We start from the raw sequence: 14696 nt of genomic DNA, 5'->3' as shown, positions 1-14696 counted from the left end.
TTGATTGTAGGTTCTGTCAAATTCATCAGTCAATCCTTTCTTATATTTGAACAAAAAGCAAGCCATCCCCTTGGCTGTATCTCAGGGAATGTCTTGCTTTCTTATGCTCTAAGTCTCGCGCGCTTTATCATGCTCTTACTCTGCCGTTATTGACGCTCTCATAGCATCGAGATCCGATCCTGGATACGTGGAAATAGTCTAAATGCATTCTCGTAGAATACCTTCTCATGATGCTGCTCCGGCACGAGCCGGCGGATGAATTCCACATATAGGTCGATCGGAGCGAGCGGCCAGTCGGTTCCAAACAACATTTTCTCGTAATGATCACAGTACACGAGCGCCCGGCGGAAATGGTCCATGTACAGCGGTTCGTTCATGAACCGTTCGAAATGGGGTCGATCACCGACGACAAGGCCAGACAAATCCGCATAGACGTTAGGGTTCTTGGCCACTACTTCGGCGGCATCCATCACCCAAGGATCACCCAGATGACAGATCATGAAGTTCAGATTGCGGTGCTCATAGGCCAATTCATCTACGGTAAGCGGATGGGAGTACTTGAGCAATCCGTTCATTGAGTAGGTATCGCCCGTATGGATTACCACTGGCATATCGTACTTAGCAGCCAATTCATAGATCGGCGTGTAGATTTTGTCATAGACGTAATGATGATAGTACCCGGCATATATCTTGATTCCCGCCACCTCGGGAGCTTGCAGCCTCGCTTCGATCAGGTCCAACTCCTCCAAAGCGTGCTTGCCCGCGAGCCTGTTCGGATTGATACCAACACATTCCATTAGGAATGGCGGAACACTGTCTTCCAAATCTAGGCCCATTGGGTTGGGTGAACTGGAATCGGGAAATGCCCCCTTCGTCTGCTCGCTGACACCCATTCCAATGCCGAGAATGACGTTGTTCTTGTCAAACTCCGCTTTGAGTCCTGTAGCGGTATAATTGACTTTGGAGAGATCGATCGCTGTTTGATGAAATTTGTCGATGTCTGAAAGATGAATATGGATATCAATAATCGGCATGTGCGGACTCCTCTTTGTCGGTAGGGCTTGTAAAGGTCAGCTTCAGAAAGTCACGGACATCCTCCAGATTCAGATCCATACGACCCAAGATTAGAAAAGTCGGCTGTGTCCAGGTGGTTTCCCCATTCTTAAGGGAAAGATGGTGATTCACGCTATGACAGAACACCTTGTTGTTCACATACGCTGATGAGTTCTGATTGTAATCACTATTCACTACATGCAGCATGTTCTGACGAGATACCGCGCCGATTCGTAAGAGTCCCTTGGACTGAAGATTGACTTCCAGATTCCCGAGAAGGAACTTCTCCTCTCCTGGGTTTTCCAACCATCCTTCGGAGAAGACAGGCGAAGGCTTGAAGAAATTATCGTCCGAGAGCGAATAATGCGGTAAAACTACGCCACTTTCATTGGTAACCGAATGCAGCACACAGAGAACAGGGACACCGGGCAGCATAAGGTAATGCTGGTTTATCGTGATCCCCCGGTTCGCTTCCTGCTTCTCGATGACTGTGGTCATTCGGAGTCCCTTCCAAATGTTTCCATGCACATCACTCCGCTCCGCCCAGGTCGCACTTCTTCGCTCCTGCTGTCGGCTAAAGCCACCTATGCCGTGGATACCCACGCCAAGTCCACCGTACCATGGATTCCACCAAGAACGCGGGGCCGCTTCCGGATACGAACTGTCCAACCATTCTTCGCCTTGATGCTTCAGGGAATGCACAACGCTACCGAATCCGGGGGCAGCCGCTATGGAGAGGACTCCGTTGTTCACCGTGTACACGGGACCTGTCGTACTTTCCTCTATCTCACAAACAACGCTTGACTCCGTATGAGGAAACCAAAGAGCCGACCGTTCCTGAACCCGATCCTCACCGCGATAGATGGCCCGGATCTTACAACCTGATTCTCCATTTCCCGGATCTTGCTTTTCCTCAGGGGAGAACTCAAAGCTTGCAGAACGAAGATCCTGCTCCCTTAACAACTTCATGTCGGCAACCTTTCGCTCCGTTCCCTCACCGTTTTGCACATACAGTTCCAAGCTACCTGCGAGCGGAACCATCTTTCTTTCGATAAGTTCTACGTTCAAAGGCTCAGCCACGAATGGATTACTACCGCCAAGCGTCAGTTCTAGATGATTCTCCAGCACGGGTACGATCGGATTCCGCAACTTCCGAGCGAAGGAACGGAAATCCCACCACTTGGCGAAGGTGTTCAGTGCAAATACAGTCGCCTTCGTCCGCACGACGGCTCCGCCGGAAATCCGACCAAGATCATGTTCCAGCCCAAGTGGATATTCCGGGCGAAGCAGCTTCAGGGAAGGGTCCCAACAAATACCGCAAGCGAAGTTCTTTTCCTTGTTGAACAGCCAGTTCTCCGTGATCTGGGCACTGTCCCAAAGATTCGGATCACTGGAATATGCGTCGCCCATATCCATATAATCGCCCTGATATGGCAAGATGAGTCGATTGCCGAAGAACCCGAAATTCGTCAGGAGATACATATTCTCTTCCAGCTCTTTGCTACTAGTGTTGCAGATTTCATGATGGAATTGGGCAATACCACTTGAGAACAACTTGGCGACCGACTTTATTTGCAGGCCAGGGAAGTCTCCCGATTCGTAGAGGGCTTCAAGAACTTGACTCTCCCCTTCCGAGTAGATCTTCACTTCTTTGGCCTGCTTCTTGGAGAATTCTTCTGCAAACGGTTTACCCAGCTTCGGATAGTTCCACCAGAAACTGTGATGCGAACCAGGATATTCGATCCACATGTTATTCTCGAGCTTGTTAAGATGGAGGGAGAATGCGCCGTTCACGGCGACCCATTGTTCCCCGCATTCCCCACCAAAGCGGCCGTGTGTTCCCTTCATCAGGACGGATAGCTTGCTTGTGAAGGAGACCACCTTACTGTCTGCCGGGACAGCCGTCACCTCAACCTCTCTCGAGTAGAGTCCGTAGGACCGCAAGGTCAAGGTTACCGGGATAGATGCTTTGCCCTTAGCTGGAACTGTGAAGCGTACCGCACGCTCAGCCCATTCCACGCATTCATCCTCTGGCCATTCAAAATCGAACTCCGCTTCCGAAGCAAAATTGTTCTCCACATTCAGATACAGCTCAGTCGGAATACCCGGATAAAGCTCGCTAACTGGTAGCGCTATCTTCATCTTTACCGGGAATTTAGGAGCGATACCTATACGGAACTCGGCTCGCTTACCACCAATAACCCATTGGCTCTTGACAACAGGATGGGTCTTCTTATCATTCTGCTCCTCCCGGACCGGATCAAGTTCGAATTCCCCCTCCACGATGACCGTTTCTCCTGGAGCGATTGTTTGAACAGTAGCCAGCGCAAATCGGATATTCTTATCGTCCTGCCCCATGATCTCAATCGCCAGCTCAGAAGCCGAACAGTTCTTGATGCGATAGCGAACCTTGTAGGCGCAACCGAACACAAGATCGTGATCATCGATTTCGGTGGAGATTGTATAGTCAGGCGTGTCGAGAGCTGTCAGTCCGCGACCTGTCTTTTCAAATTCCGCTCGCACGGAGACATCTCCCTTACTCCACGTGTAGTCAAAGTAGTCGAATCCACGCTCCCGACGACCATCCGGCTCGATGACGAGCTCGCGGGTGCTATCTGCATACCAATCCAGCTCTTCAAAATAAGGAGCGAGTGCTTCGGTTTGCAATACGGTCGGAATGAAGTTCATCAGGTGGACGTAATCTTCATTCTTTTCCCAGAAGAACCCACATTTCTTATACATGGGCACGGCTTTGGTGTTGCCAGCCCAAGTAAATAGATCCAGCCGTGGCCACTCCGCTTCCACTGTCTTGCGGACAGCATTCAAGATGAGATTACGACCAACCTTGTAACCGTGATAATCAGGTCGTACATTCAATAGCGGTACATACAAGGCCCCTTCGTCTTGACGATAGTGGGCGAAACTACAGAAGCCAATAACCTCTTTCCCATCGACCGCAAGAAACTCATGAAGATTGGACGAAATCTCCATCTCCCGACGTACAGTCTCCTCCGTACTCTGCTTGGTGCCACCTCCCCAACTTTCGTTGCTCAGATTCCACATATCAGCGATCGCTCCAGCGTAGGAAGGATCGTATTCAATAATGCGAATTTGTTCTACGGTATCATTTGTTGTCATTCTCTCATCTCCTTAGCTTCATCTAAAGGTATGTACTCTTCAAATTTATCCTCCACAAATGGAGTTGTGTTTCTCGCCACAGGTTACTCTGGCGAACTCTATAAACAATACTCATATCATACTATAAAATGGAAGTCTTTAACTACGGATAAAACAATTTAAAAAGAAATAGACCGCTCTCATCCAAGATAGCGATCCAAAAAGGATGTCATCGTTTTATCCTCTCAGTTACGGTATAGGTTCATATAAATGATGCTCATTTATTTTTACGTCTCAAATTCAGAACGGCCAATCCGAAACAAACAACCGTAGTTAAGATTAGATACAATATACTGGTCCAAGCGGTTACCTCATAATCTCCAAAATAATAGGTTACTCCCATCATTTTCTCAAATTCAATTAACGTCCCAGCAGGTGCTCCCGCGAAAGCTTCAGAGAGGGGTACATCCATAATGGCCTGGCGAAAAATCGATACGGCATGTGATACTGGAAATACTTTGATCACGAACTGGACTCCATCCGGCAAAGCACCAATAGGTAGGTATATCCCTGTTAGAAATCCGATCATTGTACCGATGACCGTACTAGCTGTAGCAAAGGCATTATTACTTTTAAAGAAGGAAACAACAAAAAATATGATAGCTGTATTCACAAAGGTACATCCTAGTATGAGTGCGATAACTTTGCCTAACGCCACTATGGACAGCAATTTCCCACCGTTTGTGACGATATAAATTTCTACTAATACAAGTGCCACAGCACTCATAATGCAACCGATCACAAACGCACTAATGACATATCCACCGGCAATACTGCTTCTTCTTACAGGCGAGGAATGAAAGTCCTTGTTAATTTTCTTCTCTCGATCGCTGACCAGCGTTCCAAAGGCACCCATTGTCGTTGTTACAGATGTCACTGCCAACAGACCAGCCATAATCCAACTATCCATAAGAAAGCGAATATCCGCTATGTCCGGATAACTTTTCGCCCACACATCTCCCAGAAACAATGCGTACAGACCAATAATAATAAACACAGCCAGCAGCGAAAAGAAGACGGCACTTTTATCCCTAAAAAAGAGGAAGAGATTTCGTTTAGCAAATCCTATCATGGTCTAATCTCCTTTCCAGTTATCCCGATAAAGGCATCATCCATTGTTCCATTTAACACTTCGAATCCTTTAATATACGGTTTACATTGTTCAAGAATCGGCAAAGCATCCAATGTGGAAGGGATTTTAATCGATATTTTATCAACGTTTCGGGTGAAATCGATCTGTGCTTCTGTCAGAAAATCCACTGTTTCTTCAATATCTATCGGAAATAGATTTAATTGATCGCTGGCATATGTATTTTTCAATTCTGTCGGAGTTCCTTTTGCCGCAATGCTACCATTGTCAATCACGACGACATAATCCGCATCGGCTGCTTCCTCCATATAATGTGTAGTCAGAAATACGGTCATGTTATTTTCTTTTTGTAGCTTTTTAATAATCTCCCACACATTTTTCCTCGTTTGAGGATCAAGTCCTGTTGTTGGTTCATCTAGTATTAAAATTTTGGGAGTATGGACTAGTGCGCGGGCAATATCGGCACGTCTACGCTGACCACCTGATAATTTACCGTAAGGACGGTTCAAAAACTCGGTTACGCCAGCGGCCTCTGCTGCTATTCGTACTGACTCAGCTAACTTCTTCCCTTTCGTACCATAGAACCCTGCCCGAATCTTCATGTTCTCTTCCACTGTTAACAGCGAATCTAATAATCCATCTTGAAATACAGTACCAATAGCTGAGCGAATCTTATCATCATCTTGGCCTAACAGGTACCCATCTATGGATATCGTGCCAAAGTCCGGTTTTAGAAACGTACAAATAATATCAATGGTTGTTGACTTCCCCGCTCCATTCGGTCCTAGAAAAGCGAACATCTTCCCCTTCTCAACGTAAAAACTGATATCCTTAACTGCCTGAACCTTGCCATATGATTTACTTAAGCCAGTCACTTCAATAATAAGCTCCATAACTAATTCACCTCTCATCCATCGTCATAACTCAACTTTACTACAAGTATAATCCATATATTTCCGTAAAAAAAGAGACTATAATCACCTTGCTTCAATATTTTATCCTGATTGGTGTCGTCCCCTACCCCATTGGGATTGAATAATAAGTCAGCAGGCTATCATTCTCATTTGAACACATCAAAAACTTTGCTTTCACCATCTTCATACTGGAAAATAACAATTTGTAAGTTTTTCATATTCCAGTCTGAGGAGCGTAGATATATAAATGAATGATCCAACTCTACAATTTTGTTACTCGTAAGATAGTGTAAATCGAAATATTTATCGTATTGCTCATTATAACCAGGAACGGGTTCAATAGTTGTAGGTCTATACATGCTTGATGGCTGTTGTCTAGTTCTTTTGATTACTCTAGTACTAATATCGTATTGATGAGTATATATAAAGTCATTATACATATCATCATTTCCAATAAAGATTGTTGTACCATCTTGCGATACAGATGCTAACATCATTGAGATGCCATATGACTTACTATGCTCATATGAAATTCGATTAGTAACTATTGAATCTTGCATATTATATACCACTACTCCAAATGTACCCTGCATAACCGCTATGTTGTTATCGGCATATAAAAGTCGGGGCATTTCGGCACCAATGTTCATTTGTTCAATATCAGACATGTCTACCGCTAATTCTTTAGCATTACTCTTAGGATTTGTAACTAGTGCAATTCCTACAATAATGACAGTTATCATTGATATAGCAATCACCCGAAAGGAAGATTTTTTGTAATTCAACACATTTTCAATCCGCCCTTTTACATTGCCCTCGCCAAATGCAAGCGGGCTTCCATTGAAAATATGCTTTCTGGTAGCAAGTGACAATAACGAATAAGCATAAGGCTTTTTAATATCTTCATTCATTTCTTTCAGTACCTGTTCATCACAGGAAAGCTCCATATCCGTACTCATTAACATAAACGCAATCCACACAAGAGGATTAAACCAATGTATGGATAATATTAAGAAGGCTACTATTTTAATGATATGGTCTTTTCGATGAATATGAGTCTGTTCATGTAGCAAAATATAGCCTCTTTCTTCAACGTTAAGTCCAACCGGTAAATATATCTTTGGTCTTATTAAGCCAAGCACAAATGGTGTTTTCAAATTCTTCGCTTCGAAGATATTCTTCTCTATTAATTGTGCACTTTTAAGCTGTCTTTTTAAGATAAAAGTAGATACCAGGCTATAAACAAGCAATGCTATTATTCCTAAGACCCAGACGTATGCCCCTATTTCTGTATAAATCTGTAATGGATTTACACTAGCGCCAATACTCGGTGCAGGAAGTGATTTACTTACAAAAGAATCAACTACTTCTATCCCGCTATTAATCTGTGGAGATTCCTGATAGATAATATCATGGGGGATAGGAACAGTATTCGTATTCCGTGGCATCAGACTAAACATACTTTCAAAAGAGAATGGAATGATAAGACGAAATGCCACCACACCCCAGAGTGCATATGAGATAAACTTCGGAGCTTTTTTGAGTGGAAACCTGATAAGTATCACCAAAAGGATAACATAGCTTGCTGTAAGGCTCATATTTAAAGCAGTAAGAAATAGTTCACTCATTGCTAAACCTCCTCATGCTCGTCAATCAATCTTTTCAACTCTTCCGCTTGATGCTTACTTAATTTCTTTGCTCCAATAAAAGTAGTTAGAAATTTAGGCAAGGACCCACCAAAGGTATCCTCAACAAAACGTATACTTTGCTTAGCGTAATATCCATCCTTTGTAATTAGAGACGAAACCACAGCATTTTCATTTTGAAAAATGTCCTTTTCACATAACTTTTTCAGTACTGTATATGTTGTTGACTTTTTCCATTTCATTTCTTTTTCACATAGCTTTACAAGATCGCCAGAGCCAATCGGCTCATTCTGCCAAATTAAATGCGCAAACTTTTCTTCACTTTCTGTTAGTTTATATTCTTTCATAATAAACCTCCTTGGTCTATATATTATCGACCTACTCTTAATCTAAACCTTATAGACCCAGATGTAAATGAGTATTATTATTTCCAAACAAGCAGAAACGGCTTGCCGTCCTTTTTTAAGGACGGTATCCGTCTCTGCCGAAATATAAGAAATAGAGTATCATGTGAAACTTATACTTCCTTATATTTAAAAAAAAGCGAATCCTATCGATCATAAGTTGACCGAAGACTTCGCCTTTTGGAAGTTAGCATCCATAAGCTCCTATTCATTCACAACATTTTTATTGTTAAGATTTTTAGCTGCTATCAATTTGTACTGCAGATTAAGTTCATCACGGTAACTGTCGATGTATTTCAATCCATAAACACCAGAAATAGAATACCCCATCAGAATATATTTTTTTTCACATCGATAGCCTGTAGCGCCTCGTGGATTTCCTCTGTGACGTTTTCAATCGTACGTTCATCCTCAATTATATCGCTTAGACCATAGCCTAATGGTTCGACTACCACTACACGATACTTAGAAGATAGCTCCTCCAATATTTTTGTATAGCAAATTCCAGGAGCAATATCTCCATAGCCCGGTATCCAAACAATAGTCTCCTCACCCTCGCCCACTGTATAAAGATTCATCTTTTTTCCTCTAACATCAACAAGCTTTCCGTAAGGTTTAATTTCCTCACTGTTAACGTTTCCTGCAGCATTAGAGGAGTCCAAATCCTGATTACCTGAACCCTTTGGAGCACAACCTACCATAGTTAGTATTATAGTAAGTATCAATCCAAGTGTAATTATCTTTTTCATTATTAATCTCCTATTTACTTTTTATTAGAGGTTGTTCAAAAAGTCACCTTTTTGAACACGCACTTTTAGTTTTATTTAATTCCAGTATAGCGTTCGCCTGATTTGTAAGATGTTTACTATGTGTATTTCCTTGTAACATAGTTCCATCCTCCTTTAATTACCGGTTCTTACCTTCCCTCCTTACTTTATAATCTTACTTTACATCCCCAATATGAAACCTATGACTTTTTGAATTCAATAGTAAATTTCATCAATCTACTTATCTTAGGCACACCAAAAAATCCCAGCTGCAGTTGAACAGCCGAGATTCTTATACCATCTTTTTATGCATTAACCTAAAGGTTTGTCAGAAAGAGCCCCCCTCGATAACTCTTGCACCGATAGGATCAGGTTTTCTTTGAACTGCACGAACTCCATGGTTTCTTGTTCAATTTCCTCACCAGTTTTCTTGTTGATATTTTGCATTTGATTAATTGAAAGTTCAAAGATTGGAGATACGATGTGATACAAAAAACAGCAAAAGCAAGGCTATACCTGAACGATTGAGGTCTAACCTCGAAGGTATAATTAAGAACGAAGATCTCTCAGTTGATGGAAGTCAGCTAAGGGATACATTCATATTTGCAAAGATAAAATGACTAATAAACAGTCATACAATGTTAACTTAACTATATTTGGATTCAACTAACGCAGAACGATAGTTCATCGGGTAAAAGAAAAAGAGGGGCTAATTCCCCCTCTTTACTATTTCCGTCAATATATCTCAACTATTAGTCTTTCCTGACCAACAGTGAACAGCACTCCACATGTGTGGAGTGCTCATATTTGACAAGCCGTCTGTGATTTTTAGCAGGGAAATCTGCCGCTGAACCACTTGTTATGGAATTCCCGCCTAATATTGTCACAAGCTCTTTCACTAAACCTTAATAGCTTTCCAGCAAGCTTCAAGAGTCTGTTGTATCTGATATTCATCTAAAGAATATTTACCTGCCAAATAACCTTTTATGACAGAGTTGATCATTCCAGTGAAGAGTTGGCAACATAATATGATATCCATTTCCCGAATAACACCCTCTTTTTGTCCCTGTTCAATGATTGAGAAAATTTCGATGGCCGAGGGATCTAGCCTATTCCTCAATTCTTCGGAGATATAGGGTGACTCGCAATAATTCTCAATAAACGAAAGTTCCTTGGGGTAGCTAAGTGCATAATCCATCGTGCTTTTTAGCATACCTTTTATTCTTTCATAGACAGTCAGACTGGGATCATTCCCCATCATAACTGCTTCTCCCATATGAGTACGAGCATTCATAAAGAGCTCACTAACCAATTCCTCTTTGCTTTTATAATAATTATAAAAGGTGCTAGAACCTACATTTGCCCTCTTAAAAATTTTCGAAAAGGTAACGGATTGCAAGCCCTCTTCAATAATTAAATCAAGGGTTGCAACCAAAATGTCTTCACGTTTAGTCATTTTGCACCTCACTAAGGAATTATTATTCTAATTAATTATACAACTTGATTAATAGCGTGTCAATTAAGGGAATGAATATTCCGTAAAAATAACGGTTATACGTTTAAAATCAACTATTTAACGTACAAAATCCATAAATTTAGAATATTTTTTCTGATTTCATTGACTTTTTTACATTTAATTCTTATAGTGGAGTAGAATAAATATTCCAACGGAGGGGATAAACAACACAGAAACTCAAATTTTATATCCAGGAGGTTTTAACAATGGTCGATTACAAAGGCAAGGTGGCACTGGTTACCGGTGCTTCAACAGGTATCGGCAAGGCATACGCTACGGAACTGGCTGCTAAAGGTAGCCATGTGATTGTGGTGGCGCGGTCGAAGGATAAATTAGAGACCCTGGCAAAGGATTTATCATCTAAATATGGTATAAAGGCATATGCCTTACCAGCTGATTTATCCAACCCAGGTGCGGCGCAACTGTTGGCTGAACAAATCGCCGAGCTTGGCCTGAACGTGAATATTCTGATCAATAATGCAGGTTTCGGTACACATGGTCGTTTTGAGGAGATTTCAAGCGAGCGGGAACTGGAAATGATTAATCTAAATGTATGTTCACTCGTAGATATGACGCATCAATTTTTGCCTTACATGCAGCATCAGAAAGATGGAATTATTGTGAATATAGCTTCGCTTGGTTCCTTTCAGTCGATCCCTTATATGGCTACTTATGCCGCCACTAAAGCGTTTGTTCTTTCCTTCACCGAGGCGATCTTTGCAGAAAACCGCCACCTTGGGGTACGCATCCTTGCTTTATGCCCGGGAACAACCAAGACAGAGTTTTTCGATGTGATCGGCACAACGGATATGCCAGCAATTAATGGCACTCCCGAGTCAGTTGTGAAAGCTGGTTTCCGAGGGATAGAGAAAGGCCGTAGCTATACCATAGATGGCACCTCAAATTATTGGTTGGCTCAAAGCAGTCGTTTTCTGACACGTAAATTTACTGCCATCGTAACCGAGCGTATGACGCGTCCAGCTTCATCTAAGACTGCCGCTTCAATACCAGCTTCGGGTAAATCCAAATAAGAGGTTGGGCGTGTGGAAACTCAAAAGTGAGTTGTATCACTATTATATTCTAGGAGGTAGAATGATGAATTCGAAAGCCATACAAAAAAGAACCCTTGGACGTGAGGGATTAGAGGTTTCAGCATTAGGTCTTGGAACTATGATGATGCCAAATAACGAGGAATCGGTTCGCGTCATTCATGAAGCACTGGATATCGGCGTCACTATGTTTGACACAGCGGATATTTATGGTGAATTTGCGCAAGCGCGGTTTGGAGAAAATGAGAAGTTGGTAGGGCGGGCGCTTAAGTCTAGACGGGATAAAGCGGTGATTGCCACGAAATTTGGTGTAACGCATACCCAGGGGCCCAAAGGTGATCGGGCGTATATCAAAAAATCCGTGGATGCCAGTCTTTACCATCTCGGATTGGATTACATTGACCTCTATTATCAACACCGCTACGATCCGAATACCCCTATTGAAGAAACCATTGGAACGATGGCCGACTTAGTCAAAGAGGGGAAAATTCGTTTTATCGGTCTATCCGAAGCACCTGCTGATATCATCCGTCGTGCGCACGCCGTGCATCCCATTACGGCAGTGGAAACGGAGTATTCTTTGTGGAGCAGAGAAGTGGAAGATGAAGTACTTCCGGTTCTCAAAGAATTGGAAATTGGTTTTGTACCGTATAGCCCGCTGGGACGGGGATTCCTGACAGGACAAATTAAAAAGTTCGAGGATTTAGCAGAGGATGATTATAGACGAAATTATGAACGGTTCCAAGGCGATAACTTCATTAAAAATATGGAAGTCGCAACGCTGATTGAAGAGATGGCTACAAAAAAAATGTGTACATCTGCTCAACTTGCATTGGCGTGGCTGCTCGCCCAAGGAGACTTCATTGTGCCCATCCCTGGAACAACGCGAATAGACCGGGTGAAGGAGAATCTTGGCGCTCTGCAGGTTCAACTTACTCCAGCGGATTTCGAAGAAATTGAACGTATCTCTCCAAAAGGTTTCGCTGCCGGGGGGCGTTTCTAAATTCAAAGTAGCCATTCACGCGCTAACATTGCTTATGAAAAAAACTCCTATATAGGAGTTTTTTTGATTTTTACAAATACGTTCAAGATAAGTCGCCAATTACTGTAGAAGCAGGTTCGAAGTACTGATAATAGAATCATCTCTACCTTGTAATGTTTCCATTTGAATAAATTATCTTTCGATCCCATACTGTTTTCCCAACCGATGATTTCCAATCCATTTTCGCCGCTTAGCCCACAGCATCAATGAACTGACATATAGGCGTGCTTGAGCAATACTGCCACACCTCATTTTCGTACCATCAATATTACGCACTCCACATGTGTGGAGTACTGTTCAGTGTTGGACAGGTTTATGTTGTGCCCCTAACTGTAGCATATAATAGAAAAACACTGATTATTATCTCAGTGTTTTTCTCGTTTTAATTTTTTAGTTAGCAATATCTTCTTCTGCCTTTGATATTTCGAATAGCTCTATTAAGGGTTCGTCGACCATAGTCCTGCGTGTTTTAATAGAACACGTGGATGAAGTTTTAACTGTGCAACCATTAATTCTGCCAAATCTTCTGCTTGCATCACATTTTCTGGATTGCCGTCTGTTAAATTTAACTCAACAGCCATATCTGTTGCAACCGTACTCGGTGTTAACGTTGTAACGCGAATATTTTTCTTACGCACTTCAAGCATTAATGACTCACTTAGTCCAATAACTGCAGCTTTTGAAGCCGCGTATGCACTTGTAGTTGGTGCACTTCTTTGGCCAGCTGTTGATGAGATGTTAATGATGTCGCCTGTGTTGCGCTCTATCATTTCTGGTAATACCGCACGTGTTGTATAGTACACACCTTTTACGTTGACATCGATAATATTTGTCCATTCTTCAGGCGTTAAGTCCATGAAGCTACCGAATTTTGCAATGCCGGCATTATTTACTAAAATATCGATTGCACCGAGCTCGCCACGAATTGATTCAACCGCTGCTGTGATAGAGTCTAAATCCGCTACATCCGCTGCCGCGATTGCCACCTTCACGTCATACTGTTTAAGTTCCTCTGCAACTTGTTGTAAATTTTCAAGCGTACGTCCAACAAGACCTACGTGAATACCTTCTTGCGCGAAAGCTATTGCTGTGGCACGTCCAATTCCACGCCCTGCTCCTGTAATTAACGCTACTTTTCCTGTGATTGTTTGCATGTTTTTTTGCTCCTTTAGATGAGATAGATTTATTATTGACGAAGTAGAGTGTATTAAACCAAGCAGAAACGGCTATGCCTTCCTTTTTCGAGGAGTTTATGCTTCCGATGCTAGCGATACTTCGTATCGCTTTAAGGTACCCGTCTCTGCCGAAATATAAGAAATAGAGTATCAAGAATCAATTTCATAATTACGCAACTCGATTTAGCTGGATCGGCGATTATGAAATTGATTCAAGTAAAACTTATACTTTCTTATATTTTAATAAAATAATAATTAAGTTTGATTCGTTTTATAAAACCGTTCTAGTGGTATAATTAAATACGCTGTTTCACTCAGAAATGCTTGCCTCCCAAAACAGATAAAGATTTGTCTTTAAGACTAACTTCATTCTACCTTCAATTCTCTACATTGTGAAGAACGCACTTTTTTGAGCGGAGGTTACCAAATGGTTACTACCTATGATAGAAATAGAAAAAGGAGTTAATACCCATGTCAGATACATTAAGAAAAGAGATCAAAAAGAGAATATTAAGTCATGATTATCATTGTGAAAAAGAACTTACCTTATCGATTATTAGTGGGAAATGGAAAGTTGTTATTTTGTGGCATTTAGGTGTAGAAGGGACACATCGATTTAGCCAACTTCAAAAACTTTTCCCGAAAATATCCCATAAGATATTAACAAACCAATTACGTGAATTACTAGAGGATGGAATTGTTCATAGAGAAGTCATTCCAGATATTCCCCCGAAAGTCGAATATTCAATGACTGAACTTGGGATGACGTTATTACCAATCGTTGAAATGATGTATGAATGGGGGAAAAAACGAATGGATCAAATCAAACTAGAATAACCATACATTACTAGTGTTCAAAGGCC

General features: G+C 42.0%; 12 protein-coding genes and 1 pseudogene. 4 read left to right on the top strand and 9 right to left on the bottom strand.

All coding sequences use genetic code 11. The features are described from left to right. Positions 1–158: 158 nt before the first annotated feature. The 7 genes from AC1TO9_RS16685 to AC1TO9_RS16655 form a co-directional block, all read right to left on the bottom strand. Positions 159–1034 (bottom strand): amidohydrolase family protein, encoded by an 876-nt coding sequence (locus tag AC1TO9_RS16685; protein ID WP_482059905.1) that lies wholly within the window; start codon positions 1032–1034, stop codon positions 159–161. Beyond that, a complete protein-coding gene (locus AC1TO9_RS16680; RefSeq protein WP_482059904.1) occupies positions 1021–4191 on the bottom strand; it encodes a GNAT family N-acetyltransferase in 3171 nt (1056 codons plus the stop codon). Before AC1TO9_RS16680 ends, AC1TO9_RS16685 begins: the two co-directional genes overlap by 14 nt. Positions 4192–4447: 256 nt before the next feature. Continuing rightward, on the bottom strand, positions 4448–5302 hold the full coding sequence (locus tag AC1TO9_RS16675) for an ABC transporter permease (RefSeq protein ID WP_482059903.1): 855 nt from the start codon (positions 5300–5302) through the stop codon (positions 4448–4450). Next, a complete protein-coding gene (locus tag AC1TO9_RS16670) occupies positions 5299–6213 on the bottom strand; it encodes an ABC transporter ATP-binding protein (protein ID WP_482059902.1) in 915 nt (304 codons plus the stop codon). The genes AC1TO9_RS16675 and AC1TO9_RS16670 overlap by 4 nt, the downstream gene beginning before the upstream one ends. Positions 6214–6380: 167 nt before the next feature. Continuing rightward, positions 6381–7862: a M56 family metallopeptidase gene (locus AC1TO9_RS16665; protein ID WP_482059901.1), complete on the bottom strand. Its 1482-nt coding sequence runs from the start codon at positions 7860–7862 to the stop codon at positions 6381–6383. Between the two features lie 2 nt (positions 7863–7864). Then, positions 7865–8227, bottom strand: a complete 363-nt coding sequence (locus tag AC1TO9_RS16660) for a BlaI/MecI/CopY family transcriptional regulator (RefSeq protein WP_482057907.1) — start codon at positions 8225–8227, stop codon at positions 7865–7867. Between the two features lie 386 nt (positions 8228–8613). After that, a complete protein-coding gene (locus tag AC1TO9_RS16655) occupies positions 8614–9033 on the bottom strand; it encodes an alpha/beta fold hydrolase (RefSeq protein ID WP_482059900.1) in 420 nt (139 codons plus the stop codon). Between the two features lie 476 nt (positions 9034–9509). On the opposite strand from AC1TO9_RS16655, the pseudogene AC1TO9_RS16650 reads away from it, so the two are divergent. Beyond that, a pseudogene (locus AC1TO9_RS16650) lies at positions 9510–9671 on the top strand (GNAT family N-acetyltransferase); the annotation flags it as partial. 278 nt (positions 9672–9949) lie between these two features. On the opposite strand, the gene AC1TO9_RS16645 reads toward AC1TO9_RS16650, so the two are convergent. After that, positions 9950–10507 carry a TetR/AcrR family transcriptional regulator gene (locus AC1TO9_RS16645; RefSeq protein WP_482057905.1) on the bottom strand — a complete coding sequence of 186 codons (558 nt, stop codon included), beginning with the start codon at positions 10505–10507 and terminating at the stop codon, positions 9950–9952. A gap of 266 nt (positions 10508–10773) precedes the next feature. On the opposite strand from AC1TO9_RS16645, the gene AC1TO9_RS16640 reads away from it, so the two are divergent. Beyond that, positions 10774–11598, top strand: coding sequence for an SDR family NAD(P)-dependent oxidoreductase (locus AC1TO9_RS16640; protein WP_482059899.1), 825 nt, complete (start codon positions 10774–10776; stop codon positions 11596–11598). 79 nt (positions 11599–11677) lie between these two features. Further along, the gene (locus AC1TO9_RS16635) at positions 11678–12619 is read left to right on the top strand and encodes an aldo/keto reductase (protein ID WP_482057925.1); all 942 of its coding nucleotides are present in this window, start codon (positions 11678–11680) and stop codon (positions 12617–12619) included. A 476-nt stretch (positions 12620–13095) separates the two neighbouring features. Here AC1TO9_RS16635 and AC1TO9_RS16630 read toward each other — a convergent pair whose 3' ends face one another. Then, positions 13096–13812, bottom strand: coding sequence for a 3-ketoacyl-ACP reductase (locus AC1TO9_RS16630; RefSeq protein ID WP_482057903.1), 717 nt, complete (start codon positions 13810–13812; stop codon positions 13096–13098). Positions 13813–14304: 492 nt separating this feature from the next. On the opposite strand from AC1TO9_RS16630, the gene AC1TO9_RS16625 reads away from it, so the two are divergent. Next, on the top strand, positions 14305–14670 hold the full coding sequence (locus tag AC1TO9_RS16625; RefSeq protein WP_482057902.1) for a winged helix-turn-helix transcriptional regulator: 366 nt from the start codon (positions 14305–14307) through the stop codon (positions 14668–14670). The last annotated feature ends 26 nt before the right edge of the window (positions 14671–14696 follow it).

This window comes from Paenibacillus sp. Y916 (assembly GCF_056786435.1).
This window is presented reverse-complemented; position numbering and strand designations above follow the sequence as displayed.

Coding starts and splice junctions, on each gene's coding strand:
- AC1TO9_RS16685 (WP_482059905.1), bottom strand. CDS start 1,034: ATGCCGATTATTGATATCCATATTCATCTTTCAGACATCGACAAATTT.
- AC1TO9_RS16680 (WP_482059904.1), bottom strand. CDS start 4,191: ATGACAACAAATGATACCGTAGAACAAATTCGCATTATTGAATACGAT.
- AC1TO9_RS16675 (WP_482059903.1), bottom strand. CDS start 5,302: ATGATAGGATTTGCTAAACGAAATCTCTTCCTCTTTTTTAGGGATAAA.
- AC1TO9_RS16670 (WP_482059902.1), bottom strand. CDS start 6,213: ATGGAGCTTATTATTGAAGTGACTGGCTTAAGTAAATCATATGGCAAG.
- AC1TO9_RS16665 (WP_482059901.1), bottom strand. CDS start 7,862: ATGAGTGAACTATTTCTTACTGCTTTAAATATGAGCCTTACAGCAAGC.
- AC1TO9_RS16660 (WP_482057907.1), bottom strand. CDS start 8,227: ATGAAAGAATATAAACTAACAGAAAGTGAAGAAAAGTTTGCGCATTTA.
- AC1TO9_RS16655 (WP_482059900.1), bottom strand. CDS start 9,033: ATGAAAAAGATAATTACACTTGGATTGATACTTACTATAATACTAACT.
- AC1TO9_RS16645 (WP_482057905.1), bottom strand. CDS start 10,507: ATGACTAAACGTGAAGACATTTTGGTTGCAACCCTTGATTTAATTATT.
- AC1TO9_RS16640 (WP_482059899.1), top strand. CDS start 10,774: ATGGTCGATTACAAAGGCAAGGTGGCACTGGTTACCGGTGCTTCAACA.
- AC1TO9_RS16630 (WP_482057903.1), bottom strand. CDS start 13,812: ATGCAAACAATCACAGGAAAAGTAGCGTTAATTACAGGAGCAGGGCGT.
- AC1TO9_RS16625 (WP_482057902.1), top strand. CDS start 14,305: ATGTCAGATACATTAAGAAAAGAGATCAAAAAGAGAATATTAAGTCAT.